Raw genomic sequence first — 26,025 nt, 5'->3', positions numbered from 1 at the left:
AAAAAGCTGAAGGTGATTATTCATGACAAAAGATCAACTACAAGCGGAAATTGCTGAGTTAAAAATGGACTATATCCGATTACAAGGTGACATGGAAAAACTAGAGTCGAATGGCCACCCCACTCAAGTAGAAAACGCCGAACGTAGATTAGCCAAAATGGAAGAAGACCTTGCAGAACTAAACAAACAGCTCGCGGCACTATAGTCCGTTGAGCTTTCTTTTTGGAGGAAATAATATATGAGCTTATTAAATGTAGAAAATTTGGGACATACATTCGGAGATCGTACGCTTTTTAAAGAAGTTTCGTTTCGCTTGGTGGAAGGTGAACACGTTGGACTTGTTGGGGCAAACGGTGTTGGAAAATCGACATTGATGAATATTTTAACAGGGGAAATCATTTACGATGAAGGCCGTGTTGAATGGCTTCCTGGTACACATTACGGCTATTTAGATCAGCATACTCGCCTGCAACCAGGACGTTCAATGTTCGACACATTACGTGATGCATTCTTACCTCTTTATAAGAAAGAGGAAGAATTGAATGAAATCATTGCTAAAATGGCGGATGCAACGCCAGAAGAATTAGAAGTGTTACTAGAAAAAATGGCCGAAATACAAGATGTATTAGATGCCGGAGATTTTTATTCGCTAGATATGAAAGTAGAAGAAGTTGCACGTGGGCTTGGCCTAGATGCTATTGGTTTAGATCGACCTGTGGAAGCACTTTCTGGTGGTCAGCGTACGAAAGTTCTATTGGCAAAACTATTATTAGAAAAGCCAAAAGTGCTTTTATTGGACGAGCCTACCAACTATTTAGACGAAGAGCATGTTAATTGGCTATCCAATTACTTGAAGAACTATCCCTATGCATTTCTATTGATCTCCCATGATACGGAATTCATGAATGGCATTGTTGATGTTATTTTCCACTTAGAATTCTCTAAGCTTACACGCTACACAGCTTCTTACGAAAAGTTTTTAGAGCTTGCTGAGTTGAATAAAAGGCAGCATATCGACGCTTATGAAAAGCAACAAGAATTCATTAAAAAACAAGAAGATTTCATCGCCAAAAACAAAGCACGATACTCTACAACTGGTCGTGCAAAATCTCGACAAAAACAATTGGACCGCATCGAACGCATTGATCGTCCAGAAACTGCCGCTAAACCAGAATTCGGTTTTAAAGAATCACGTAGCTCTGGACGTTACGTAGTCGAAGCAGAGCATTTACAAATTGGTTATGATAATCCACTGCTCCCACCACTTACATTTACCATTGAGCGTGGAGAAAAAATTGCACTTGTTGGTATGAATGGTATCGGTAAATCGACCTTACTGAAAACAATTTTAGGTAAGATTCCTGCACTAGGCGGAAAAGTAATCCGCGGGGATTTCTTATACCCTTCTTACTTCGAGCAAGAAGTAAAAGCTGGTAATATTACACCAATTGAATCCATTTGGGAAACTTATCCTAGTATGGAACAAAACCAAGTTCGTGCCGCTCTAGCTCGTACTGGTTTGAAAAGTGAGCATATCTCTCGCCCACTTTCTTCTTTAAGCGGTGGCGAACAAGCAAAAGTCCGTTTATGTAAGCTTATGATGGAAGAAAGCAACTGGTTAATATTCGATGAGCCGACAAACCATTTAGACATCCATGCAAAAGAAGAATTAAAGCGTGCGATGAAAGAATTTAAAGGCACAATCGTCCTCGTCAGCCATGAGCCTGAGTTTTATGAAGGATTAGTAACGAAAGTATGGAACGTGGAAGAATGGTTCTCTACTGGTAAAGAGGTTGTAGAAGAATAGTATTTTGGTGACCCCAAGCATTTTGTGCTTGGGGTTTTTAGTTGGTTATGATGCTGGAAAATCGTGCTCGGTAATATGCGAATCCTTGAGGTGATTGCTTGGATAGCGATGCTTATTGCTCGACCTCTACTTAATTGCTCGGTTTGCATCAATATATGCGCGGTTTACTGAGGTGATTGCTCGAGTGGCGATGCTTATTGCTCGATCTCTACTTAATTGCTCGATTTGCATCAATATATGCGCGGTTTATTGAGGTGATTGCTCGAGTGGCGATACTTATTGCTCGACCTCTACTTAATTGCTCGGTTTGCATCAATATATGCGCGGTTTATTGAGGTGATTGCTCGAGTGGCGATACTTATTGCTCGATTTGCATCAATATATGCGCGGTTTACTGAGGTGATTGCTCGGGTGGTGGTGATACTTAGCTCGGTTCGCACTCCTCTTTGCTCTCCCCTTTCCCCGAAACAAAAAAGCCTCCACTTGTCGCATTCGAACAAGGGGAAGCTCTTTCACATTACACTAAAACTAATGAATCTTTTGCAACTTCATCACTCATGATGAGCTCTTTTAGACGTTGCTTCGCTCTAAATAATCGTGATTTTACTGTACCGATGGAAACTTTCATCACTTCTGCAATTTCCATCAGTGAAAATTGATGTACGTAGAAATACATCACTGTCTTTTGGTAGATGCCATCTAATTCAGCAACTTTGGAACGAATAATTTCTCCTACATCTTCTTTCTCCAACTGCTCTTCTACAGATAAAACATCTGCAGCAATTAAATCCAATAAAGAAATATCTAGTTGCTCTGGTTGATTGGCAACGTATTTGCTACGTCTTACTTGTTTACGGTATCTGTCGCGAAAAGTATTCATACAAATAGTCGTTAACCAAGCTTTTACATGGTCCACTTCTTTCATATAGGATTCATATCGTACAACTTTCATCCATACTTCTTGCATTAAATCTTCTGCATCTATTTGATTTTTAGTTAGTTTCAAGCATAAGTAATATATGTATCGGTTATATTCTTCGTAAATATTTTCAATTTGAACTTGCATTTTTTATTCCTCCGCTCGGCTTTTCTTTATAACTCTATAATGCCAAATCCGAACCTTACCCTCTATCGTATTCTCTTTCAATATAATTACAATCGTGTAAGTTAGAAAAATGAAAACGCCTATTTCCGCTTCAATAGGAGAAATGAAAATGAGCAATAAAATTGGTATGTCGCGCATAATAGGGAAACTGCGACGTAGTGAATTGAATAAAGAATCCGCTAAGATTTCCGCTGCAGGACGTACACTTTACGCTGGCTTGGCTTCAGCCGCTTCCTTCGCTAAGCTCAGTCCATGGACTTCAGCTTAAGCTATTCCGGCTAGAGTCGACGCCCTTTCGCTACAATCTATGAAGGATAATGCATTAAATTCCAATAAATGGTTAACGCAACGTAATAAGCCGCGAACGCGACAAATTCAAGCAAGCAGAAACTTTTTGTAATATAATCCCAAATAATATTAATTCATATCGGTGTATCATTCCAAGTAATCTTGGGTTATGAAATATTGGTTGCTCTCACCATTCATTAGGTTGCTGTAAGACTGCAACTAGTTGCTCTTACAATTCATTTGGTTGCTCTTAGATTAGAGTTGGTTGCTTTCGACAGCTTTTGGTTGCCCTTAGCCATTTATTGGATATACTTATTCTGCCTCTACATAATTGGAGGGATTTAGTGCGGCGGGGCGAGACTCCTGCGGGAAAGCGAAGCGCCGCCGCGCTAAATACCAGTAGACACTTTCTTCGAACTCACTAAGTCCCAGTTCCCCTATACTAATCGACAAGTCATACAACTTATAATTCCCTAAGCCAAAAGAAAAACGCAAAAGGAAGTATTACTCCTCTTGCGCTTCATCAACTGCTGGGTCTTCTCTTTTTGTAATCGTTAGTGTCACAATTCGGCTACGATCCATTTCATTAATCTCGATCAATAAGTTCTCGTAAGTAAATTGCTCGCCTTCTACTGGAACATGCCCGAGCTGATCTAGTACGAATCCTCCGATTGTTTCATTTTCGTTTACGATAGATAAATCAAAGATTAAATTTACTTCTTCTATTTCTACGCGACCAGCGCAGATAAGACGACTTTCCGTCATTTCATGAATTAATATTTCTTCATCGTCATCTGTTTCGTCTTCTATTTCTTGCCCAATCATTTCTTCGATTAAATCTTCATGGGTTACAATTCCAAGCGTACCACCGTATTCATCTAACACAATAGCCATATGCTTTTTATGCGTGAGCATCAGTTCAAATACTTTTTCCACACTTAAATTTTGCACGACAAACAGTGGTTCTCTATCAATAAGCGTTTCTAACTTTAACGATGGGTCCATAGACCATTCGATCAGCTTTTTCGAATAGAACATCCCAACTACCGTGTCTAAATTTTCATCATACACAGGATATCTCGTATAAGAATGCTCGAGTATCGTATCTCGCACTTCTTCGTATGTAGATTCTATCGATAATGCCACCATTTCGGTACGATGTGTAAATAATACGTCCGATACATCTTTGTTTGGAAAATCGAGTATACCTTTTATGCGCTCGGATTCCTCTTCTTCAAATGTGCCATCTGTGGATGCTATGTCAACCATATTCAACAGTTCTTCTTTCGTGATAATCGTTTCCTTTACCGCACCTTTAGACCCAATTCGGATCAACATATTGATGAATTCAGCAACTAGAAAAGTTATTGGTCTCAATAGTCCGACTAATAATCGAATCATCGGAGCAACAATATACACAATTCTTTCCGAAAAAGTGGCAGCGATTGTTTTTGGTAATACTTCTGCAAATAATATAATAATCACGGTCAGTATGATCACAGACCAAACAATATTCCAACCATGACTTTCCGCAATGAAAATAACTAAGACAGTCATGGCTACATTCGCAATCGTGTTCCCTATTAATATCGTAACAATCATTCGGTCCGACTTTAATAAAAGAACGAGCAATCTTTCCGCTGCTCTGTCACCTTGTTCAGCTCGCAGTCGGACCTTCATCCTATTTACTGTCATTAAAGCGGTTTCACTTCCCGATAAAAAGAATGAAACCAGTAATGCAAATGCTAAAAGTACAAATTCTATGTACAATTTTGTATCCTCCTAAAATAATAACATCGTTCCTTATTTCTTTTTACTACTATAGCACACTACGATTTTAGTTGTCACAATTCTTATGCTATACTATTTCTATTCACGAAATTTCATGAAAAGAGGGATCCAAGTGAGTCATTTAACAGCGTTAAATAATTACTTTACAGAAAAACGCGAAGCACATTTAGAAGAATTAAAACAGTTTTTACGCATACCAAGTATCTCTTCTTTATCAGAACATAAAGCAGATATGCAAAAGGGTGCTGAGTGGTTAGCGGACTCTTGCACAAAAGCCGGATTAGAAAATGTAATCATTGATAAAACAAATGGACATCCTGTCGTATATGCGGATTGGTTGCATGCAGAAGGCAAACCAACAATCCTTGTATATGGCCATTATGATGTACAACCTGTTGATCCACTGAACCTTTGGGAATCAGAGCCGTTTGAACCTGAAGTCCGTGACAACAAGCTATTTGCTCGTGGTGCTAGTGACGATAAAGGTCAAGTGTTCATGCATGTAAAAGCAGTAGAAGCACTTCTTCAAACGGAGGGTGCACTTCCAGTTAACGTAAAATTTTTAATAGAGGGCGAAGAAGAAGTTGGCAGTCCAAACTTAGAAGCATATATAGAAGAAAACAAAGCCAACCTCGCTGCAGACGTCATCGTTATTTCTGATACTGGTATGCAAGGTCCAGGACAACCAGCTGTATGCTACGGGTTACGTGGTCTTTGCGGCGTTCAAATCGACGTAAAAGGAGCTAAAGGTGACCTACACTCTGGTCTTTACGGAGGCGGAGTTCAAAACTCTATCCATGCACTCGTGTCGGTATTAGACTCTTTCCGTGACGCTGAAGGTACTATTCAAGTAGAAGGATTTTATGAGAATGTACGTCCCCTACTTGATGAGGAACGTGAAGCGTATAAAGCACTTGGCTTTGACGAAGAAGAATTGAAAAAAGAAGTTGGAGTCGAGGAGCTTTTCGGTGAGAAAGGTTTTTCTCATTTAGAACGTGTTTGGGCTCGCCCAACGCTTGAAGTGAACGGTGTATTTGGAGGATTTTCTGGAGAAGGCATTAAAACAGTATTACCAAGTGAAGCTGGAGCAAAAATTACTTGCCGTTTAGTGCCAGACCAAGATCCGGACGAAATCGTTGCGAAATTAAAAGCACATATCGAAAAAAATAAACCGACTGGTGTTACAGTTACGGTCACTGAATTTGATAAAGGTAAACCATTTATCACTCCTTTTGATCATCCTGCTATTCAAGCAGCTGGTCGTAGTTATGAAAAAGTGTATCATGTTCCAACAGCATACACACGGGGTGGCGGTTCTATCCCAATCGTAGCTGCTTTCGATGAAATACTTGGCTTACCTGTAGTATTAATGGGCTTCGGTTTATCATCTGAAAATTTCCATGCACCAAATGAGCATTTCCATTTAGAAAACTTTGACCAAGGGTTAAGAGTTATTGGTGATTATTACTACGAACTAGCAGATCTAACTAAAGAGCAACTAAAAAAATAAAGCATCCTATCTTAAAACAAAATAGAGCTATCCCCCGTTGAGGAGATAGCTCTATTTTATTCACCAAATATCGTAATTAATTCATCGACATGTTTTCGTTCTTTCGGTTTTGGCATTTCGTCAAAATAGCCAACCTGTAACATACTAATGATGCGTTCCCCTTGTTTTACTCCAAGTGCTTCACGGAATTTAGGATTATCTAAAAAGCCTGGTGTTTTCCAGCATGATCCAATGCCACGATCCCAAGCAAGCAATTGGATATTTTGAATAAGCATACTTGCAGCAGCATAGTCTTCTAAACGCTCTTTTTGACGTGCATCTTCCGGGACAACAACAAAAATATAGCCTCCTGGACTTTTAAACTTTTTCATTTGTTTTTCTAATTCTTCATCCGACAGCTCTTTCCACTTCGGGATTGCAAATTCTTTCAACACTTCATATAAATCTAAAAGCTCTTTCCCGCAAGCAACGACAAAACGCCAAGGCTGTCTATTTTGATGATTCGGTGCCCAAGTAGAATCTTCCATAATAGAAAGTAAAGTATCTTTTTCGACGGGTTGTCCATTAAATGCCTTGATCGACCTTCTTTGAATAATTGCATCACGAATAGTTAATGATTGTTGCATCATTGTATGAAAAACTCCCTTTTCTATAGCATCCATTATTACTAACATCATACCAATTAAAACGTTATATTAAAAGGCTTGCTATTTTACATAAAAACAGTTTCGAGGTGATCTTATGATTCTTTATTGGTTAACCAGTTATTTTATAGGAACCTTTCTTACTGCTTGGTGGATTGGAAAATGGAAAAAAACGGACTTAACTAAAATGCGTAGTGGCAACTTAGGAGCGAGAAATGCAGGTGCTGTTCTTGGGAAAATGGCATTTTTCTTAACTTTTTTGGGAGATGCGCTGAAAGGGGTGCTTATCCTCTATATTGGCTTTTATTATCATTTTTCTTATGAGGTTATTGCCATTGGAGGGTTATTAGGTATTGTCGGTCATATGTTTCCTTTCTGGCTCCACTTTAAAGGCGGTAAAGGAATCGCTACTTTTATAGGAGTAGCACTCGTTTTAAATCCATCCTTATTTGGGATCATGGCCCTATGTTTTGTACTAGTAATCGCATTATTAAGAAGCGCAACATTAAGTATGTCCATCGCCTTTAGTGCATATGCTATTTTATGCTGGATAGTTCCTACTTTTTCCCATCTCTGGCCACTGTCTATTGCAATTCTTCTCATTCTATATCGTCACCGGTTGGATATTTTAGAATCTTGGAATGCGCGTTGGTGGAAATCCACGAAATAATTACTATTTATTTGATAGTATTTTTCTAGAATCATGTGTGTTGTAAACGGATACATATGCTATAATTACTTAAAAATAAATAATGTATGAGATAGGATGTCAAACATGACTTTGAAAAAAATTGCTTGGGTTGTAGATAGCACTGCTTATGTGAATTCCTTTTTAAAAAATCATCCAGATGTTTTCGAAATTCCACTTAATATTCATTTTGGTCAACAGCAATTTATAGATGGAGTGGACTTAACCTCTGAACAGCTATATGAACGTATTAGGAACGGGACAGATCCAGTAAAAACTTCTCAACCATCCGCTGGAGAATTTGCGGAAGTTTATACAAAGCTAAGTAAAGAATATGAGTCCATCATTGCAATACATGTTTCCAATAGTTTGAGTGGAACGATTTCTTCTTCCATAAGCGGCGCGGAAATAGCAGAAGTACTAATGGAATGCGTCGATTCTCTTTCTTTATCTGCTGGTATAACAGGACTCGTGGAAAAAGGTCTGGAGTGGCAAGCACAAGGTCTACCTTTTGATGAAATTGCAGCTTTGTTAAGAAAGGAAACTTCTAAATTTCGGAATTACATTCTAATCGGCAACTTAACTCAGTTATATAAAGGTGGAAGATTGAGTAGTGCCCAATTTTATTTGGGTAGTTTATTGAAAATAAAACCAATTATACAGATTAATAAGAAAGGTGAATTGCAAGAGCTGGATAAAGTTCGCTCTCAGAAAAAAGCAGTTCAATATTTGATCGACAGAGTTGGAGAATCAGTTGAACAAGAAGGTGCCAAATTAGTATATATCATGCATTCTAATGCACTAGCCCAAGCTGAAAGTTTAAAAGAGGCGATTTTACTTCAAACACCTCATATTAAAATCGAGATTGGTGAAATCAGCACCGTTTTAGCAGTTCATGCTGGAGAAGAGACATTAGCTGTCCTTTGGTACGTGCCTTAATAAAAACCATTATCAAGTCCTCTAGATGTGCAGGGATACGGCTTCGCCGGATTCCTGCACATTTTTTCAGTAATCATGTGGTAGCTGTTCGTCCATCGTACAAGATAAAAGCAGCCAAAGATGCAATTTTGGCTGCTCAGTCTTTCTCTATCCCACTTCCGCCTTTCGATTAGAATAAAGCGTTCCTAGATACTAAAATACAGTTGCCCTTTTTCTATTAAAACTGATCTTTTACATGAAAAAAGACATACTTCGTATTTGGTGTATGTGCATAGGAATCTGCATAGTTCCAATGTCGGTTTCGGCTATTATTCGTATGCGCGTTTACATAAGGGATTCCATCTTGAACACTCGTTACAATCGTCGAATGGTCGTATCTTCCGTCCCCTTCAAAATCATAAAAAATTAGATCTCCTGGGATTAGTTTAGTCGGTGAATCCACTTGGGTTGCCTGTAATCCGATTGTCGAACCTGCCAAATACCAGCGTAAGGAATGAGGTGTACTCCAACTCAAGCTCCAAGTGTTATTCCCTAACCACCATCCCCTTTCTCGATTAAATTGTCCTCTCATAGGGGCACCACCGGCAAACAAGCATTGTGAAATATAATTGGTACAATCCACATCAAAAACAGGAAACTTGGGGTTGTAGCTATTCCACCACTTTTGAGCATAAGCTACCGCAGCATCACGGTTATAAGTTGCCAATTTTCAACCTCCTTCTATTTGTTTATATGATTTCAGAGGAATTATATGCTAGTATTGAGTCAATGAATTTCATTTTATTTTTTTGATGGCAACCTACTTTTTAGAAGGGAAGATGGCTAGTGATACAGCATGCAGAAAAAGAAATTACCGAGTCGACATTGCTATGTGATGAAAAAGGTAATTTGAATCCCAAGGCAATTGGATATGCAAAAAAACCAATCATTGAGAGCAATTTAAAAGGTCATTATATGCGGAAGAAAAAGTGGAATTACTGGTGTGTCTTTGGAGATGATATACTCTTTTCTGCAACTATTATTCATTTAGATTATGCTGCAATTTGCACTGTCTATTTTTTAAATTATGAAACACAGCGATATGTTGAAAAAACAGTTACTATTCCTTTAGGCAATAAAGTAAAAATGCCTTCGAACGTTTTAGAAAGTGTTTACCTTCATTCGAAGGAGATGTCTATCCAACTATTATATATACAAAACGAAACGCATATGACTATAACGATACCAGACTTTGATGGAGACTTTTTGCATGCTGATTTACATATTTCACATCCTATAGAAGATGAGTCATTGAATGTCGTCATCCCTTGGAATCGAACGCAATTTCAATTTACTGCAAAGCATCATATATTACCTACTTTTGGATTTGTAAAAATGGGGGATGCCCGTTATGCTTTTCAAGCAGAGGATAACTTTGCTGTACTCGATTACAGCAGAGGAATTCTCCCTAGAGTAGCAACATGGAATTGGGGATTTGCTTCTCAACGGGTCGGTTTTAGACGCATTGGCTTAAACTTTGGTGGTAAATGGACAGATGGTACGGGTATGACTGAAAATGCAATATTCATAGACGGAAAACTAATGAAAATTCATGAGGACTTGTTGTTTACTTATGATACCAATAATTTCATGTTACCTTGGAAAGTGAAAACCAAATTTTCAAAGGAAGTAGATTTAACATTTACCCCTTTTTTCCACCGAACGGCAAAAACGGATATAAAACTTGCTACTACGGAAGTCAATCAAATGATGGGTTACTATAATGGTAAAATTCAATTAGAAGAAGGTCCTCCCATACATATCCGAGAAATGTTAGGTTGTATCGTAGAACGCAAAGCAAAATGGTGAAACAAAAGTTGCCATCCAGTATTTTTCTACTGGATGGCAACTTTTTCTTATCGTCAAAATCTAGTTATTACTCAATTAATTGAAAAACCCTTTTTCGATTAAACGAGCTGCTTGATCAACTTTTTATTTTTTTCTTTGAAAATGTCGTTATGAGAAGAGACCATTGCCCATTTAGTTGCATCTGGTTGTAAGAATTGTTTCGCTTTGTTTACTGCATTTGCTGCATCTTGGAACGTTCCTGCTATTAGATGTAATTTTCCGGGATGTGCCAATATATCACCGGCTGCATAAATACCTTCCACAGATGACTCGCTCATACTAGAACCGTCCACATAGAAGTCCTCTACCATCGCAATATCCACATCACTATTTTTAAGAAGTTCCGCTTCTCTTTCATATCCATGATTAATAATCACTTCATCTATTTCTAAGAAGGTTACTTCTCCCGTTTCATGATTTGTTAAAGCCACCTTTTCAACTACATCATGACTTTGGGAGGCGATTAGTTTGGAAATGGAAGTATTGAAAAAGACTGTCGCAGAGCTTGATAATAATTGACTTACTTGTGCTTCATGACCATTTAAAGCATCTTTTCGATATGTCACATAAACCTTCTTCGCAATTGGCTCTAGCTCATTAGCCCAATCCACTGCTGAATTTCCTCCACCGGAAATAACAACTGTCTTATCTTTAAATCGTTGAATAGATTTTACGGTGTAATTTAAATTGCTTACTTCGAATCGCTCTGCTCCTTCGATATCTAACTTCAAAGGATTAAGGATTCCCCCACCAACAGCTAAAATAATTGTTTTAGAATAATGCATTTGACCTGAAGCCGTTTTTAAACAAAAAATTTGTTGATTGTCTCTAGTGATAGACTCCACTTTCTCATTTAAAACAACTTCTGGATCAAAAGTAAGACCTTGCTGTACTAATTGCTCGATTAATCGTTCCCCTGGAATTGGAGGTTGCCCCCCTACATCCCAAATCATTTTCTCTGGATAAACATGTATTTTTCCACCTAAATAAGGTTGAAACTCGATAATCTTTGTTTTCAATTCTCGAAGCCCACTATAGAACGCAGAATATAGTCCAGCAGGACCTCCACCAATGATCGTTACATCAAATATATCATTCATTTTTTAGTCTCCTAAAATTTATTGTTGACATTATGCCTAAATTTACATATAGTTGCTATTGTGATAATGATAATCGTTATCACCGAAAATTGCAAGATTAAGTTTGGAGGTTTCGGCATGGTCCGTCTTTACACAGATGATTTATCTATTGGCTACGGCGAGCGTTTAATTGTAAAAGATCTGTCTGTACAAATTCCAGATCAACAAATTACAACCATCATTGGACCTAACGGCTGTGGAAAATCTACCCTTTTAAAAGCTATTACACGAATCATCTCTCATCAGTCTGGCTCGATTGTATTAGATGGAAAAAGTGTAACAAAAGAGAATACAAAACATCTCGCCAAAAAAATGGCAATATTACCGCAAACACCTGAAAGTGCGGCGGGTCTTACAGTAGGAGAGCTTGTTTCCTATGGTAGATTCCCCTACCAAACTGGTTTTGGTCGACTTACAACCAAAGATTACGAAGTGATCGATTGGGCGCTTGAAGTTACTGGAACGCTAGATTTTAAATACTTTCCAGTTGATGCATTATCGGGTGGACAACGTCAACGTGTTTGGATTGCCATGGCACTAGCGCAAGAAACCGAAATCATTTTTTTAGATGAACCAACTACCTATTTAGATATGGCACATCAACTAGAAGTTCTTGAGCTTTTACAAAAACTAAACAAAGAAGAAAAACGTACCATTGTGATGGTTTTACATGATCTCAATCAAGCAGCACGCTTTGCAGACAATATTATTGCCTTAAAAGCTGGGCAAATTGTAAAAGCAGGTAGCTGTGAAGAGGTTATATCAAAAGAGGTACTACGAGACGTTTTCCAAATAGATGCAGAAATTGGATTGGATCCGAGAACAAATAAACCTATGTGTATTACATACAATTTACTTAAGGGAGAATAACATGATGAAAAAATTCTTATTGCCAATATTGTTCTTATTCGTACTAGCTTTAACTGCTTGCAATAACGAAACAACTGAAACAAAAACAAGTACTTCATCTGACAAGGGAAAAGAAGAATCCTCTACTATTACCTACCAATCAGAAGAAGGTCCGATTGAAGTACCAGCTGATCCAAAACGTGTAGTGGTTCTTGCTTATGCTGGTCACGTTGCTGCACTTGATGTAAATATAGTTGGCGTGGATCCTTGGTCTAAACAAAATCCACGATATGATAAATATTTCAAAGATGTGGAAGAAGTATCGGAAGAAAACCTAGAGAAAATTATTGAACTAGATCCAGATTTAATTATTGGATATTCTACAGTACAAAATTTAGATAAATTAAAAGAGATCGCACCAACTGTAACATTTACTTATGGGAAGGTAGATTATTTAACACAGGAAGTAGAGATTGGTAAACTACTAAATAAAGAAAAAGAAGCACAAGATTGGGTCGATGACTTTAAAAAACGTGCGAAGTCTACTGGCGAAGAAATTAAAGCTGCTATCGGTGAAGATGCTACTGTATCAGTAATTGAAAACTTCGATAAACAATTATATGTATACGGCAATAACTGGGGCCGTGGAACAGAGATTCTTTATCAAGAAATGGGCTTAAAAATGCCTAAGAAAGTAGAAGAATCCGCTTTAGAGCCTGGATACTATGCTTTGTCTTTAGAAGTACTTCCTGAATTTGCAGGCGATTATGTGATCTTAAGTAAATCAACAGCTGCAGACAATTCATTCCAAAATACAGATACTTATAAAAATATACCTGCTGTAAAAAATAATAGAGTGTTTGAAGCACCAATGGAAGAGTTTTATTTTAATGATCCAATCACATTAGATTATCAACTTGAATTCTTCCAAGAACACTTTTTAAACAGCAAATAATAGTCGTGGAGGAATTCGGTTTTGGAATTCCTCCCCTCTTATTGTATAGAAAGGAAACGAACGATGAAATCTTCTATTCGTTTTAGCATAAAGTTCATAATCGGGTTATTGTTACTTTTCGCTATATTTATTATTGCAATGATTTTCGGAGCAGCCGAAACTTCCCTACAAGATGTGTGGAATGCTTTATTTTCTAACTTGAAAAATGATCAAATAAATATACTTCGTGAAATTCGTTTTCCTAGAGAAGTAGGAGCAGTCGTTGTAGGTGCGGCACTTGCTGTTTCAGGAGCTATTATGCAAGGAATTACAAGAAATCCTCTTGCTGATCCTGGACTGCTAGGGCTTACCTCGGGAGCGAATGCTGCACTCGCTGTAACACTCGCTTTTTTTCCTATGGTAAATTATTTTGGAATCACAATTGCCTGCTTTATTGGAGCTGCAATAGGCGCCATTATGGTATTTAGTATCGGAGCGATGAAAAAAGGAGGATTCTCTCCCCTTCGAATCGTGCTTGCTGGTGCTGCCGTTTCCGCTTTTTTATATGCTATCGCAGATGGAGTCGGTATTTACTTCAAAATATCGAAAAACGTAAATATGTGGACAGCAGGAGGGCTTATCGGAACGAATTGGGGCCAGTTATCTATTATTATTCCTTTTGTATGCATAGGAATTTTAATCGCTCTCTTACTTTCTCGACAACTTACTATTTTGAGCTTAAATGAAGAAGTTGCAGTAGGATTAGGCCAGAAAACAGTTCTCATAAAATCCATTCTATTTATCGTCATCATACTACTCGCAGGGGCATCTGTTGCACTTGTAGGGAATATGGCTTTTATCGGATTAATGGTTCCTCATATTGTTCGAGCTATTGTTGGAACTGATTATCGCTCAATCATTCCCATGTCGGTCATAGCTGGAGCTATTCTTATGCTAGTTGCTGACACGCTTGGAAGAACGATTAACATTCCTTATGAGACACCGGTTGCAGCAATTATTGCGATCATGGGACTGCCTTTCTTTCTTCTTGTTGTTCGTAAAGGAGGAGGCGCATTCCAATGATTCCAAAAGGAGTTATCAAAAAACAACGAGTGCTTGTTGTGATTTTATCTATTTTAATACTGACTACCGCTATTCTTAGTGCTGGTATCGGTTATTCTTCTTTATCATTTGATCGTTTGATACCTACACTATTTGGACAAGGTACATTCAAAGAAGAGTTTGTGTTATTTTCCATTCGTTTACCCCGCATTATTATTACATTACTTGCAGGAATGGCACTAGCTTTGTCAGGTGCGATTTTACAAGGGATTACACGTAATGATTTGGCGGATCCAGGTATTATTGGTATAAATTCCGGAGCAGGAGTAGCAATTTCTTTGTTCTTCTTATATTCTCCTATCGAACCTGGTTCGTTTGTATATATGCTTCCTTTTATGGCATTTATCGGGGCTTTACTTACAGCATTTTTTATTTACATACTGTCCTACAATCGAAAAGCAGGGTTACAGCCTGTTCGATTAGTACTTGTAGGTATAGGATTTTCAATGGCTTTATCTGGATTAATGATTGTCATTATTTCATCAACTGAACGTGAAAAAGTTGATTTTATCTCTAAGTGGCTAGCCGGTAATATTTGGGGGTCTGATTGGCCATTCATCTTAGCATTACTTCCATGGCTAGTTGTTCTAATCCCATTCACTTTATATAAAGCGAATAAGTTAAATATACTTGGCTTAAGTCAACCAGTGGCCATTGGAGTTGGGATGTCCCTTGAGAAAGAGCGAATCGTTCTCTTACTCGCTGCGGTTGCACTTGCAGCTTCCGCTGTTTCCGTTACAGGAGGAATTGCCTTTATCGGATTGATGGCACCTCATATTGCAAAAGCAATAGTCGGGCCTAGACACCAATTATTTGTCCCTGTTGCGATATTAATCGGCGGTTGGCTATTACTATTTGCAGATACAATTGGTCGAAATGTAGTAGAGCCAAACGGGATTCCTGCTGGAATAATGGTTGCTCTAATCGGCGCTCCATATTTTATGTATTTGTTGTTAAAAAAATAAACAATAGCACCTTGAGCGCATTTAGCAAGAGAAACAATGAATGGAATCCCACACAAAAAAGGGACAATATGTCTCAAAGCTTGCCGAAATTGACATACTGACTTCTGCTAGGAGCGGATACCCACGATTTACGAGCGCATGGGTAGTATATATGAGCGCAAACGGTTTTTAGGAGCGAATGGCGTTCGTTTGGGAGCGGATACCAAAGATTTACGAGCGCATGGGTAGTATTTATGAGCGCAAACAGTTTTTAGGAGCGCATAGCGCTTGTTTGGGAGCGGATACCCACGATTTACGAGCGCATGGGTAGCATGTATGAGCGCAAACAGTTTTTAGGAGCGCATGGCGGTTGTTTAAGAGCGGATACCGAAGATTTACGAGCGCATAGGTAGTATGTATGAGCGCAAACAGTTTTTAGGAGCGCATAGCGCTTGTTTGGGAGCGGATACCCACGATTTACGAGCGCATGGGTAGTATAGTATATATTAGCGCATGAGGTACCTATATGATTTTCGCGGTCTGTTGCGAAGATCTTAGTGTGTATTTCATTCTACTTTCTAAGACGCATTATCTCTATCAAGTACGATATAAAAAATGCCATACCTTATTAAACGTCTAAGCTTTTTGTTCTTCTATGCAATAAGAAAAGGACGTCTCCTTCGTCAGTTGAGCTTCGACTAAGGGGACGTCCTTGTTCTATTAATCTTCGTTCATTTCTTTGGCAACCATACTTATTTCTTCGGATAGATGCTGTAAAGAATCAGATAGGATGACAAGTGATTCGAAGGACACTAGTTGTTCTTCTGTAGCCGCAGAAATTTGGTGGATATCTTCTTCGTTTCTTTTTAATAATTGATTTATTTGTTGAATATTACTCGTCAATACTTGTGAGGATTGATTTACTTTTGCAATATATTTTGCAGAATTACTCAGGTAGTCAGATGTATTAATCGTTTCTTCTGTTATCTGATGAAATGTCTCCTCAGATTTATCCATATAATCTCTACTAAGTTTCAGTTCGCTCAGTACAATTTTAATATCGTTTAATATTACTTCTGAATCCTTGCTAATTTTCAATACTACCTGTTGTATTTTAGAGGAGGTGCTTTCTGATTGTGTAGCTAGTTTTCCTACTTCACTAGCTACAACCGCAAACCCCGCCCCGTACTCTCCTGCTCTTGCTGCTTCGATCGAAGCATTTAATGCTAATAGTTTTGTTTGGTCTGAGACACTAGTGATGGAAGTTGCTAGGCCACTAATTTCGTTTACTTCATTTTGGTAAGTCGTTAAACGTTCTGCTAAGATATGGACCATTTCTTGTGTTTTTCCGAATTGGATTTGCGTCTTACCGATTAACTCTTTCCCACTAATAGCACTTTCAGAAACTTGCTTGGACTTGTCTCTACTCTCCTCCGCAAGATCTCGAACCTGGCTTAAGTTATGATTCAACGTGTCAATTTGTTGTTCGCTTTTTTCTGCACCCTTTACTTCTTCTGCGATCGCCTGACTAAGCTTCTGTATGGCGCTCTGTATGTGTTTTGTCCCCTCATTCGATTCAATCGAACCAGCCGCTAACTCTTCTGATGTACTTTGTAAATTTTGAATCGTTGAAGTTAATGTATGTACTACTCTTTTCTTACTATCATCCTGATTCTTTTCACGCTCTGCTTCTTTTTCTTTTTCTAAAAGATTTTTTTGTAAAATCAAAGCAATATTGGCACCACTAGTTAAAAGTAAGAAAAGTGCATGAATCAATAAAAGAGAAAATTGATAATCTGTTGTTCCACATACTAATTGTGGAAAGAGCAAATATCCGAGGAAATGTTGCAGAGCAAAAATTACAGTGCTTATGACAACCTGTTTGATAGAACCGAAAAAAGCAATCATTGCGATCACCATAAAAATAGAGAAATGATATTCTACAAGTCCATTTCCTCCAGCAATTATCGCAATAGAGCCAAACGTAAGGGTTAAGGTGATAAGCGTCGGCAATAAATTGTGGTGTGCATTTTTTCTATATAAAAATGCTGAAATGATCCATAAGATAATTGGAATAATCATAAACACATATAACAGGAGAGTTAACCCTTCTGAAGTTGGCTGAACTCCTAGCATTAGTCGATAGTCTGACAAAAATTCAGCCATCTGATGAAGAACAAATACAACAATCGATATTACAACGACAAGACCTGAAAGTAATATCATTAGAAAATTACCTTTCAACATAAGAAATAATACTCCTTTTGGACTAATAATAAAAAGTACAAAGTGTTTATACGTAAATAAAAATAAAAGACAAACAGTCCTATTACCTCTATAAACACCCATTACTTTGTACTCTAATTATTCCCTACATCATTCCATTATGCAATCAATAAATTTCCTAATTATTCATTTATTCAAATAGTTATACACTTTTTCCGGATAATCTGTAAAGATAGCATGCACTCCAACAGCTTGAAGCACCTCAGCATAGGCTTCTTCATTTACTGTAAAAACACGCAGCTGCTTTCCACTCGCGATGATCTCTTTTCCCATTTTCCGCAATGCAGTTGGAAAAAAGGCATGAAGTGCATCAGCTCCAACTTTTTCTGCGTATTCTTGAGGGTCAACCATCACTTCCATAAATAAAATAGCCGTTTCGATATGTGGGGCTAGTTTTTTTACCTGTTGAATCATTTCATGGTTGAATGACGAAATAACGACCCTGTCTTCCAGTCGATACTGTTTTAATATCTCTATTACTTTCTGTTCCATCCCTTCATAAGGAAAAACATCTGATTTTAATTCAATATTAATATGATGATGTGTTCCTTTAAACACATCTAATACTTCACTTAGCGTAGGCACTTTTTCCTCTTTGAATTCCGTTGAAAACCATGCCCCGTAATCAAAAGTTTGTAATTCTTTAAGTGTCATATCCTTGATGAAACCTCTACCATTCGAAGTGCGATCAATCGATTCATCGTGGATGACAACAAGTTCCCCGTCTTTTGTCATATGTACATCGAACTCTACACCGTCTATCGGCAAACTTGCCGCCGCTTTAAATGCGGCTATCGTATTTTCTGGATATGTCCCTGAACAACCTCTATGTGCATAAATTTTCATAAAAATAGCCTCCTTTTAGTATCTTTCTAGCGCCTACGCTTTTCTAGTTTATTATACTTTTTTCCAAGCGGAAAACGCCATCTCTACATAAGAGATGACGTAAGTCTATTTACTTCCTAGGAGGAAGCGGGATGTATTTATATCGCGGGGGTCTAGCTTTTTTCATAATGAACCATTGTAAGCTCGTATGTACTTTCTTTCTAATAGAACTAAATTGTAAAGTATTCAACCGTTTGTTCGAAACTTTCATCGTCACATTGCGTTCATTCAAACCCAATAAGTATCTCTCCTTTTCGATTGAACGATCTCTTCACCCTTCATACTATAGAAAGTTTATGTAGTGCATATTGAAATTATGTTAGGAGATTGTAAAAGGTTGTCTTTTTTCCTCTTGCATTCTGCTTTTTCATCGTTTATTATTTAAATCGTAACCATTACGATTTAAAAAGGAGAATATAATGACTATACAAACACAAATTCCAGTTACTGTGTTAAGCGGATATCTAGGAGCAGGAAAAACAACAGTACTCAATCATTTACTTGCCAATAAAGAAGGCAAGAAGATTGCGGTCATCGTAAATGATATGAGTGAAATTAATATAGACTCCCAGCTTATCCAAGATGGTGGGTTTTCTAGAACAGAAGAAAAGCTTGTGGAGCTAACGAACGGTTGTATTTGCTGCACGCTAAGAGAAGATTTAATGATTGAAGTAGAAAAGCTAGCTAAACAGGGAGATATCGATTACATTGTGATCGAATCCACCGGCATTTCTGAACCAATTCCAGTTGCCCAAACCTTTACATATATCGATGATGCAGTGGGAATTGACTTATCTAAATTTTGCAAGTTAGATGCCATGATCACAGTAATAGACGCATTTCGTTTTTGGACTGATTATGAAAGTGGAGAAACATTACTAGAAAGAAAACAAACAGACGATGAATACGATCAAAGAGACGTCTCCGATTTATTAATCGATCAAATTGAATTTGCTGATATTTTACTTGTATCGAAAATAGATTTAGTCACTCCTGCTTATCTAGATGCTTTTCAAGCATTCTTACGAAAAATGAATCCGGATGCAGAAATCCATACAATTGCAAATGGTGTTATCGATACTTCTATCCTATTAGATCGTCATTTATTTGATTTTGAAAAGGCTTCTAGTGGTGCTGGCTGGATAAAAGAATTAAATGAAGAACATATACCGGAAACGGAGGAATATGGCATTAGCTCATTTGTTTATAAAAGAAAACGCCCGTTTCATCCAAAAAGATGGGAGCAATGGTTAAACAACTTCCCACAAGAAGTTGTTCGCTCAAAGGGTTTCTTCTGGTTAGCTTCTAGAAATAATATGGCTGGTTTAATATCTCAAGCTGGTGCCTCTCTTCAATTTCAAGGAGCTGGATACTGGATTGCTACACTCCCTATTGCACAGCAACAACAGATTTTTGAGGAGGATAATACTGTATCCAGTAGATGGGATGATGAGTACGGTGACCGTCAAACGGAAATTGTTATTATCGGACTGGATATGGATAAAGAAGAAATAGAAATAGCATTAGATGTCTGCTTGCTGACAGATGAAGAGATGAAGGAAGATTGGTCATTATTTGAAGATACACTCCCTCCATTTGTTAGTGCTAATTGAGTTAGTTTGAAAAAAGGATGGCCCAATCGGGTCATCCTTTTTGATAGTAATGTGTATGACGGATTGTTTCAAATCCTGCTTTTTTATAGACGGCTAATGCTTTTTCATTATCTATTTCCACATCTAGATAAATGCTAGCTTTCCCTAAACGTTTCGCTTCGTTTTTCGCCCATTCTAAGATGGCAGTAGCGACACCTTTACCAGTTGTTTGCTCATGTACTCCAAGTCCAGTAATCCACAATTTGTCAAGATCCTCTACGATGGCAAAAGTACCAACCACTTTGTTTTCTAATGATGCAATCCAAAGCTTTCGATTAGGTGTTTGTGTATTATATGCTATAAAATTACTCACTTCATCCAGCGTATCTCCAAATGCACTAATTAAGACTTCCATTACTTCCGGCTCTTCCGAAGTGTATGGCATGATATTAACTTCACTTTGGACCTTTGTTTCTACAGCCTTCGCCACCATTGTTCTTTCTGTAAAGTCATATACATATCCCATTTTCTTCAACCATTCTTGTCCTTCTTGCGAATCCTCCGGTACTAAAGCTAGATCGTATGTTGCTCCGCGGAGCGCTAAGTTTCTATCTAACTCTGCTACAAGGCCTGTTCCAATTCCTTCTCTGCGTATAGAAGGTGAAACAACCGCGCTCCACTCAAAGTCCCCTGTTTCCAGTCGATCTATAGAAGTTAAAACACCAACCAATTTATCTGACTCATCGTCATATGCGAGTACACAAAAGCCTTTTGTATGAGAATCTGTTAACTCCTCCACACTTAATAATGACACATAATTTACTGTATCTTCTTGCAGTAGCTCCTTTATTTCTTGCATCGTATCGCTATCTAAAGGAATAGATACGGTCATGATAAAAATATCCATAAAACTCTCCTTAAATCTTCGTATTCGTTAACATACGATAATATCGTCCTTGTTTTTGAAGCAACTCTTCCTGTGGGCCAGCTTCTACTAACTTTCCATTTTCCATTACAAATATAAGATTCGCTTTACGCACTGTGTTTAAACGATGCGCAATAACGAAGCTTGTTCTGCCTGTCATTAGACGTTCCAGTGCTTCCTGTATTTTCAGCTCAGTAACTGTATCAATACTGGAGGTTGCTTCGTCTAATAGTAGGATTGCCGGATCTGCAACTAGTGCTCTCGCAATGGATAACAATTGCTTTTGACCTTGGCTAATCTCCCCACCGTCTGCCGATAAAATCGTATCATATCCATTCGGTAACTTCGTAATAAATTCATGCGCATTTGCCTCTTTGGCTGCTTTTATAACTTCCTCATCTGTTGCATTTAATTTGCCGTACCGAATATTTTCCATAACAGTCATTTCAAATAGAAATGGATCTTGAAGTACAAATGCCGTTTGACTGCGCAACGTACGTCTTGGCAAGCTATCCAGCTTAATATCATCAATTAATATCCTTCCCCCGTTCACTTCATAAAAACGAGCGAGCAACTGCATGATGGTCGTTTTCCCTGCACCAGTAGCTCCTACTAAAGCAGCTGTCTTTCCAGCTTCTACATGAAAAGAAACATGCTCAATCGTAGGTTTTTCATCATTTTTATCGTACCAAAATGTAACGTCATCAAATGTAACATTTCCTTTTATTTTATAATCTTGATGTTCCTTTGCTACATCTAATTCTTCTGGTTCATCAATAATTGCAAATACACGCTCCGCTCCCGCAATTGCCGATAACACAGTATTAAACTGGTTTGCTAAATCATTTAAAGGACGCGTAAACTGGCGGGCATATTCGGTGAAAATGACGATTTCTCCAATGGTTATATATCCATAAAAAGCAAGAATTCCTCCAGCTGCTGCTACAAGTGTAAAGCTTATATTATTTAACAAGTTCATCACTTTGGGGATAAACCCTGAATAAGTAAGAGCCCAAAACCCTGTTCTTTTTAAGCGCTCACTTTTCTCTGCAAATTCCTCTAACATGCGCTTTTCTTGAGAAAACGCCTTAACGATTCGCTGCCCAGAAACTGTCTCTTCAATCATTCCATTTAATTCGCCAAGCGCTTTTTGCTGTTCTTTAAACAATTTGGAGGTTCTTCTTGTTATCCAGCGCATTGCAAAAAACATAAAAGGCACAATGATCAATGTGATGACGGTCATCAATGGACTTAACAGAAGCATAACAACCGTTGTTCCAACTAAAGTTAAAATACTTGAAAATACTTGGATAAAAGATGAATTCAACGTTTGACTGACATTTTCAATATCATTCGTCACCCGACTCATCAATTCTCCGTGCTGCCGTTTATCAAAAAATGAGACAGGTAGCTTTTGCAAGTGATTAAACAAGCCTGTTCTTAATCGATAAATCGTTTGTTGAGCAATACCAATCATCCAGTAGCTTTGCAAGTACATCGTAACGGAAAGAAATACATACACAACAATTAGTAAGCCGATCATATTCGCAAGTCCTAAAAATACGCTTTTAGCAATGTATTCGTCGATAATCACACCGATTAAATATGGTCCAAACAAAGCTAAAGCCGAACTAGCTATTACCAATAAAAGGACAATGACCAATAAGAAACGTTGCTCATCAACAAGCTTCCATAGCCTACTTAGCACACCTTTCCAATCAGATGCTTTCTCCACTTTTTTCTTATGGTCTTTCTTTAAATCTTCCTTGGTCACAATAGGTTCATACCCAAAAGGTTTACGAATGAAGTTCATCAGGTTCTCCTCCTTCCTGTTGCGATTCTGCAATTTCTCTATATAAAGAGGAGCTTTCCATCAGCTGTTCATGTGTACCGTATGCAGAAACTTCTCCTTCTTCTAACAAAAGAATATGATCTGCACCTTTGGCCGTTCTTATCTTTTGCGTAATCACGAGCATCGTAGCATTTTCTTTTTCTAAAGCTTCCCATAAAGCATTTTCAGTCGAGACATCCAGTGCACTTGTGCTATCATCTAACAATAAAATTTCTGGTTTTCTCACCAATGCACGTGCAATAGATAACCTTTGTTTCTGTCCCCCGGATAAATTGACTCCTTTTTGCCCAACCCTTGTATCATATTGATGTGGAAATTGTTCAATAGACTGATGAATTTGCGCTTGTATCGCTGCTTCTTTAAGAGATTCCTCCGTAGCAGTAGAATCTCCCCACCCTAAATTATCTTCAATACTTCCTGTAAACAGAATGGATTGCTGTGGAACAAGCCCAATTGCTTGTCTTAGCTCTTTTAGTGGCCACTCTTTTACTTCTACACCGTCAATCCATATTTCCCCTTCAGTCGCATCAAAGAAGCGAGGTATTAAGTTTAATAGCGTCGATTTCCCAGAACCAGTAGCTCCCATAATCGCTAACTTTTCACCAGGTTTCACCGAAAAGGAAACATCCTTTAGTACCGGTGTTTCGGTCGATGGATAATGAAAAGAAACGTGCTGAAACTCTATTTCACCTTCTTTAGAAATGAAGTCTTTAGGATCTGAACTTATTTCTTCGGTTCCTTCATCCACCACCAAAACCTCTTCCATCCGTTCGGCAGATGCTTTTGCTCTAGAGAAAAATATAATAATGAAAGAAAACATCGAAAATGCACCAGTCATTCGCATTGCATAGTTAACAATCGCAACAAGATCCCCCATTTGCGTATTCCCTGTTTGTATTTCTTTTGCACCAAACCAAAGTACAGCCATCAAACTCACATTCATAACAAACAAAAGAACCGGCAATATGAGCTCCATTATGCGGAACGCTTTCACATTATCTATTTTTAATGTTTCTCCAACGGATGCAAAACGAGTCGATTCGTACTGACCACGTAAATACGCTTTAATGAGTCGAACCGCTTGCAAATTTTCCTGCATTTTACGCGTCACTTGGTCTACACTTTTTTGCACTTTCCCAAAAAGTTTAAGCCCTTTTCTACTCATGAGATAAAGGAAAAGAAGTAAAATAGGTGCTCCCATTACTAAAAACATGGCTAGATAAGCATGAACAAAAAAAGACATAATAATGCTTCCAATTACTAATAGTGGCGCTCGCAGCATTATACGAAGACCCATGAATATTACGTTTTGCGTTATCGTCACATCGTTCGTTAACCGTGTGATTAAACTTGCCGAAGGAAACTTTATAAAAGTAGCCATTGTAAAAGATTGCACTTTCTTAAATAGTGCCTGACGAATATCATACCCATAGCTTTGTACTACATGGGAAGCTATAAATGTATTGGTGATTCCCGCTAAAAAAGCAATAACCGAGATTCCAAGCATAATCATTCCCCAAAAAATAATCGTCTGCTGATCACCTGCCAGTATCCCGTCATCAATGATAGTCGCTATTAACAAAGGCTGCACAAGCTCGACAGAAAGTTCAACTAACATGAGTAATAACGCAATAATGACAAGCCACCTATATGGCGACAAATAAGAAAAAATCGTCTTCACAAATCAACACCCCTGATTCTTCGTTACCCGAATTATTTCTTTATACAAACTATTATGCCATAACACGGTTCTTACATATAGAAAAAGATGGCTTCAATTAGCCATCTTTTCTTTCCGTTTCCATTTAATTTCGCCTGCAATTGAAAGCCATGTGACAAATACGATCATTACGACCACCCCGACATATTGCCAAGCTCCAAAAACTTGTCCTAACCAAATAACCGAAATAACCATAGCGGTTAATGGTTCCATACTAGATAGAATACTAGTTTCTACAGGAGATATATACTTCATACTTGTTAAGAAGAGTATAAAAGCGATTGTTCCTACAAGAATAATGATAAAGCTCATTAAGTTGATCGGGTAATTTGTAAGTTCTCCCCATTCATCGGTACGCCAAATTTGCGAAATCAGAGCTAACACGATGCCTCCTATTAGCATTCCCCAGCCAACGATGATAAGGACTCCCCATTCTTTCATAAGCCTTGCAGGGTAAACTGTATAAATAGCAAATGCAACACCGATTGCCAATCCCCAAATAAGCGCTTCATTGCTGATCAATAACTGATCCACTTTGGCATTTGTCAGCAAAAAAAACAATCCAATAAGCGTTCCGATAATGCCAATGATTTGATACCTTGGAGGAAACATCTTGCTCTTCCACGATACAAATATCACAATATAAATTGGCCCCAAAAATTGCAATAATGTTGCTATAGAAGCATTACTTGCCTCAATCGCCGCAACAAATGTGTACTGAACACCAAGCATCCCAAAAATACCAAAAATGATCAATTGCTTTAACCAACTTTGCTCTTTCCATATAGAGAAAATAGGTTTTCCTGTTATTTTTAAATATGCTAATAAACCAACTCCTGCAATAATTAAGCGTACCGTTAAGAAAAAGGAGACAGACAGGCCACTATTTTTAAATACCCACTCCATCATCGGACCGGTCGCTCCCCACAACATGGAACCAAAAACAATTAAAACTATTCCTTTCCATCGTCCCATTTTCACATCTCCTCCTTTCTCCCCTTATATATACCCACTACTTTATACCCGAAAAATTTTTATCAATGAATAAATTGCTCTATTTTAATGACTAATTTATGTATATTTTATATAATGAATATAAATTATTTAAAGGGGCCGTT

Annotated in this window: 22 protein-coding genes; 11 read left to right on the top strand and 11 right to left on the bottom strand. The window is 37.9% G+C overall.

All coding sequences use genetic code 11. The features are described 5' to 3' along the window. Positions 1 to 22: 22 nt before the first annotated feature. Positions 23 to 205, top strand: coding sequence for an SE1832 family protein (locus ACIP9W_RS06310; protein WP_142538030.1), 183 nt, complete (start codon positions 23 to 25; stop codon positions 203 to 205). Between the two features lie 33 nt (positions 206 to 238). After that, positions 239 to 1,807, top strand: a complete 1,569-nt coding sequence (locus tag ACIP9W_RS06305) for an ABC-F family ATP-binding cassette domain-containing protein (RefSeq protein ID WP_142538031.1) — start codon at positions 239 to 241, stop codon at positions 1,805 to 1,807. A 517-nt stretch (positions 1,808 to 2,324) separates the two neighbouring features. Here the strand turns inward: ACIP9W_RS06305 and ACIP9W_RS06300 are convergent. Both ACIP9W_RS06300 and ACIP9W_RS06295 read right to left on the bottom strand, forming a co-directional pair. Further along, positions 2,325 to 2,873, bottom strand: coding sequence for an RNA polymerase sigma factor (locus ACIP9W_RS06300; RefSeq protein WP_282243072.1), 549 nt, complete (start codon positions 2,871 to 2,873; stop codon positions 2,325 to 2,327). Between the two features lie 831 nt (positions 2,874 to 3,704). Beyond that, positions 3,705 to 4,970, bottom strand: coding sequence for a hemolysin family protein (locus ACIP9W_RS06295; protein ID WP_400787280.1), 1,266 nt, complete (start codon positions 4,968 to 4,970; stop codon positions 3,705 to 3,707). A 133-nt stretch (positions 4,971 to 5,103) separates the two neighbouring features. Between ACIP9W_RS06295 and ACIP9W_RS06290 the strand changes: the two genes are divergently transcribed. Further along, on the top strand, positions 5,104 to 6,501 hold the full coding sequence (locus tag ACIP9W_RS06290) for a dipeptidase (RefSeq protein ID WP_400787277.1): 1,398 nt from the start codon (positions 5,104 to 5,106) through the stop codon (positions 6,499 to 6,501). A 56-nt stretch (positions 6,502 to 6,557) separates the two neighbouring features. Here the strand turns inward: ACIP9W_RS06290 and ACIP9W_RS06285 are convergent, their stop codons facing one another. Next, positions 6,558 to 7,130: a nitroreductase family protein gene (locus tag ACIP9W_RS06285; protein ID WP_400787274.1), complete on the bottom strand. Its 573-nt coding sequence runs from the start codon at positions 7,128 to 7,130 to the stop codon at positions 6,558 to 6,560. Positions 7,131 to 7,242: 112 nt separating this feature from the next. On the opposite strand from ACIP9W_RS06285, the gene ACIP9W_RS06280 reads away from it, so the two are divergent. Both ACIP9W_RS06280 and ACIP9W_RS06275 read left to right on the top strand, forming a co-directional pair. Continuing rightward, positions 7,243 to 7,815, top strand: coding sequence for a glycerol-3-phosphate acyltransferase (locus ACIP9W_RS06280; protein ID WP_400787272.1), 573 nt, complete (start codon positions 7,243 to 7,245; stop codon positions 7,813 to 7,815). Between the two features lie 105 nt (positions 7,816 to 7,920). Next, entirely contained in the window at positions 7,921 to 8,772 is an 852-nt protein-coding gene (locus ACIP9W_RS06275; protein WP_400787269.1) for a DegV family protein, read from the top strand. A gap of 217 nt (positions 8,773 to 8,989) precedes the next feature. On the opposite strand, the gene ACIP9W_RS06270 is transcribed toward ACIP9W_RS06275, so the two are convergent. Beyond that, positions 8,990 to 9,478: an amidase domain-containing protein gene (locus ACIP9W_RS06270; RefSeq protein ID WP_142538038.1), complete on the bottom strand. Its 489-nt coding sequence runs from the start codon at positions 9,476 to 9,478 to the stop codon at positions 8,990 to 8,992. Positions 9,479 to 9,597: 119 nt separating this feature from the next. Between ACIP9W_RS06270 and ACIP9W_RS06265 the strand changes: the two genes are divergently transcribed. Next, positions 9,598 to 10,620 (top strand): DUF2804 domain-containing protein, encoded by a 1,023-nt coding sequence (locus ACIP9W_RS06265; RefSeq protein WP_400787267.1) that lies wholly within the window; start codon positions 9,598 to 9,600, stop codon positions 10,618 to 10,620. Between the two features lie 98 nt (positions 10,621 to 10,718). On the opposite strand, the gene ACIP9W_RS06260 is transcribed toward ACIP9W_RS06265, so the two are convergent. Beyond that, positions 10,719 to 11,759, bottom strand: a complete 1,041-nt coding sequence (locus tag ACIP9W_RS06260; protein WP_400787265.1) for an NAD(P)/FAD-dependent oxidoreductase — start codon at positions 11,757 to 11,759, stop codon at positions 10,719 to 10,721. A gap of 117 nt (positions 11,760 to 11,876) precedes the next feature. On the opposite strand from ACIP9W_RS06260, the gene ACIP9W_RS06255 reads away from it, so the two are divergent. The 4 genes from ACIP9W_RS06255 (at position 11,877) to ACIP9W_RS06240 (ending at position 15,668) form a co-directional block, all read left to right on the top strand. Continuing rightward, a complete protein-coding gene (locus tag ACIP9W_RS06255) occupies positions 11,877 to 12,668 on the top strand; it encodes an ABC transporter ATP-binding protein (RefSeq protein WP_400787262.1) in 792 nt (263 codons plus the stop codon). A 4-nt stretch (positions 12,669 to 12,672) separates the two neighbouring features. Continuing rightward, the gene (locus ACIP9W_RS06250; protein ID WP_400787632.1) at positions 12,673 to 13,602 is read left to right on the top strand and encodes an iron-hydroxamate ABC transporter substrate-binding protein; all 930 of its coding nucleotides are present in this window, start codon (positions 12,673 to 12,675) and stop codon (positions 13,600 to 13,602) included. 63 nt (positions 13,603 to 13,665) lie between these two features. Next, complete coding sequence (locus ACIP9W_RS06245) at positions 13,666 to 14,664, top strand: FecCD family ABC transporter permease (RefSeq protein ID WP_400787260.1); 999 nt, start codon at positions 13,666 to 13,668, stop codon at positions 14,662 to 14,664. After that, on the top strand, positions 14,661 to 15,668 hold the full coding sequence (locus tag ACIP9W_RS06240; protein WP_400787257.1) for a FecCD family ABC transporter permease: 1,008 nt from the start codon (positions 14,661 to 14,663) through the stop codon (positions 15,666 to 15,668). The genes ACIP9W_RS06245 and ACIP9W_RS06240 overlap by 4 nt, the downstream gene beginning before the upstream one ends. Positions 15,669 to 16,367: 699 nt before the next feature. Here the strand turns inward: ACIP9W_RS06240 and ACIP9W_RS06235 are convergent. After that, complete coding sequence (locus tag ACIP9W_RS06235) at positions 16,368 to 17,894, bottom strand: methyl-accepting chemotaxis protein (RefSeq protein WP_400787255.1); 1,527 nt, start codon at positions 17,892 to 17,894, stop codon at positions 16,368 to 16,370. 165 nt (positions 17,895 to 18,059) lie between these two features. After that, the gene (locus ACIP9W_RS06230) at positions 18,060 to 18,779 is read right to left on the bottom strand and encodes a glycerophosphodiester phosphodiesterase (RefSeq protein ID WP_400787252.1); all 720 of its coding nucleotides are present in this window, start codon (positions 18,777 to 18,779) and stop codon (positions 18,060 to 18,062) included. Positions 18,780 to 19,237: 458 nt separating this feature from the next. On the opposite strand from ACIP9W_RS06230, the gene ACIP9W_RS06225 reads away from it, so the two are divergent. Continuing rightward, complete coding sequence (locus ACIP9W_RS06225; RefSeq protein WP_400787250.1) at positions 19,238 to 20,431, top strand: GTP-binding protein; 1,194 nt, start codon at positions 19,238 to 19,240, stop codon at positions 20,429 to 20,431. 31 nt (positions 20,432 to 20,462) lie between these two features. Here the strand turns inward: ACIP9W_RS06225 and ACIP9W_RS06220 are convergent, their stop codons facing one another. The 4 genes from ACIP9W_RS06220 to ACIP9W_RS06205 form a co-directional block, all read right to left on the bottom strand. Further along, positions 20,463 to 21,317 (bottom strand): GNAT family N-acetyltransferase, encoded by an 855-nt coding sequence (locus ACIP9W_RS06220; protein ID WP_400787248.1) that lies wholly within the window; start codon positions 21,315 to 21,317, stop codon positions 20,463 to 20,465. Between the two features lie 10 nt (positions 21,318 to 21,327). Further along, on the bottom strand, positions 21,328 to 23,148 hold the full coding sequence (locus ACIP9W_RS06215; protein ID WP_400787246.1) for an ABC transporter ATP-binding protein: 1,821 nt from the start codon (positions 23,146 to 23,148) through the stop codon (positions 21,328 to 21,330). Next, entirely contained in the window at positions 23,132 to 24,868 is a 1,737-nt protein-coding gene (locus tag ACIP9W_RS06210) for an ABC transporter ATP-binding protein (RefSeq protein ID WP_400787244.1), read from the bottom strand. Before ACIP9W_RS06210 ends, ACIP9W_RS06215 begins: the two co-directional genes overlap by 17 nt. Positions 24,869 to 24,961: 93 nt before the next feature. After that, positions 24,962 to 25,882: a DMT family transporter gene (locus tag ACIP9W_RS06205; protein ID WP_400787242.1), complete on the bottom strand. Its 921-nt coding sequence runs from the start codon at positions 25,880 to 25,882 to the stop codon at positions 24,962 to 24,964. Positions 25,883 to 26,025 lie beyond the last annotated feature (143 nt).

Origin of the sequence: Psychrobacillus sp. NPDC093180, assembly GCF_044754065.1 — a bacterium.
Lineage (GTDB): Bacteria > Bacillota > Bacilli > Bacillales_A > Planococcaceae > Psychrobacillus.
This window is presented reverse-complemented; position numbering and strand designations above follow the sequence as displayed.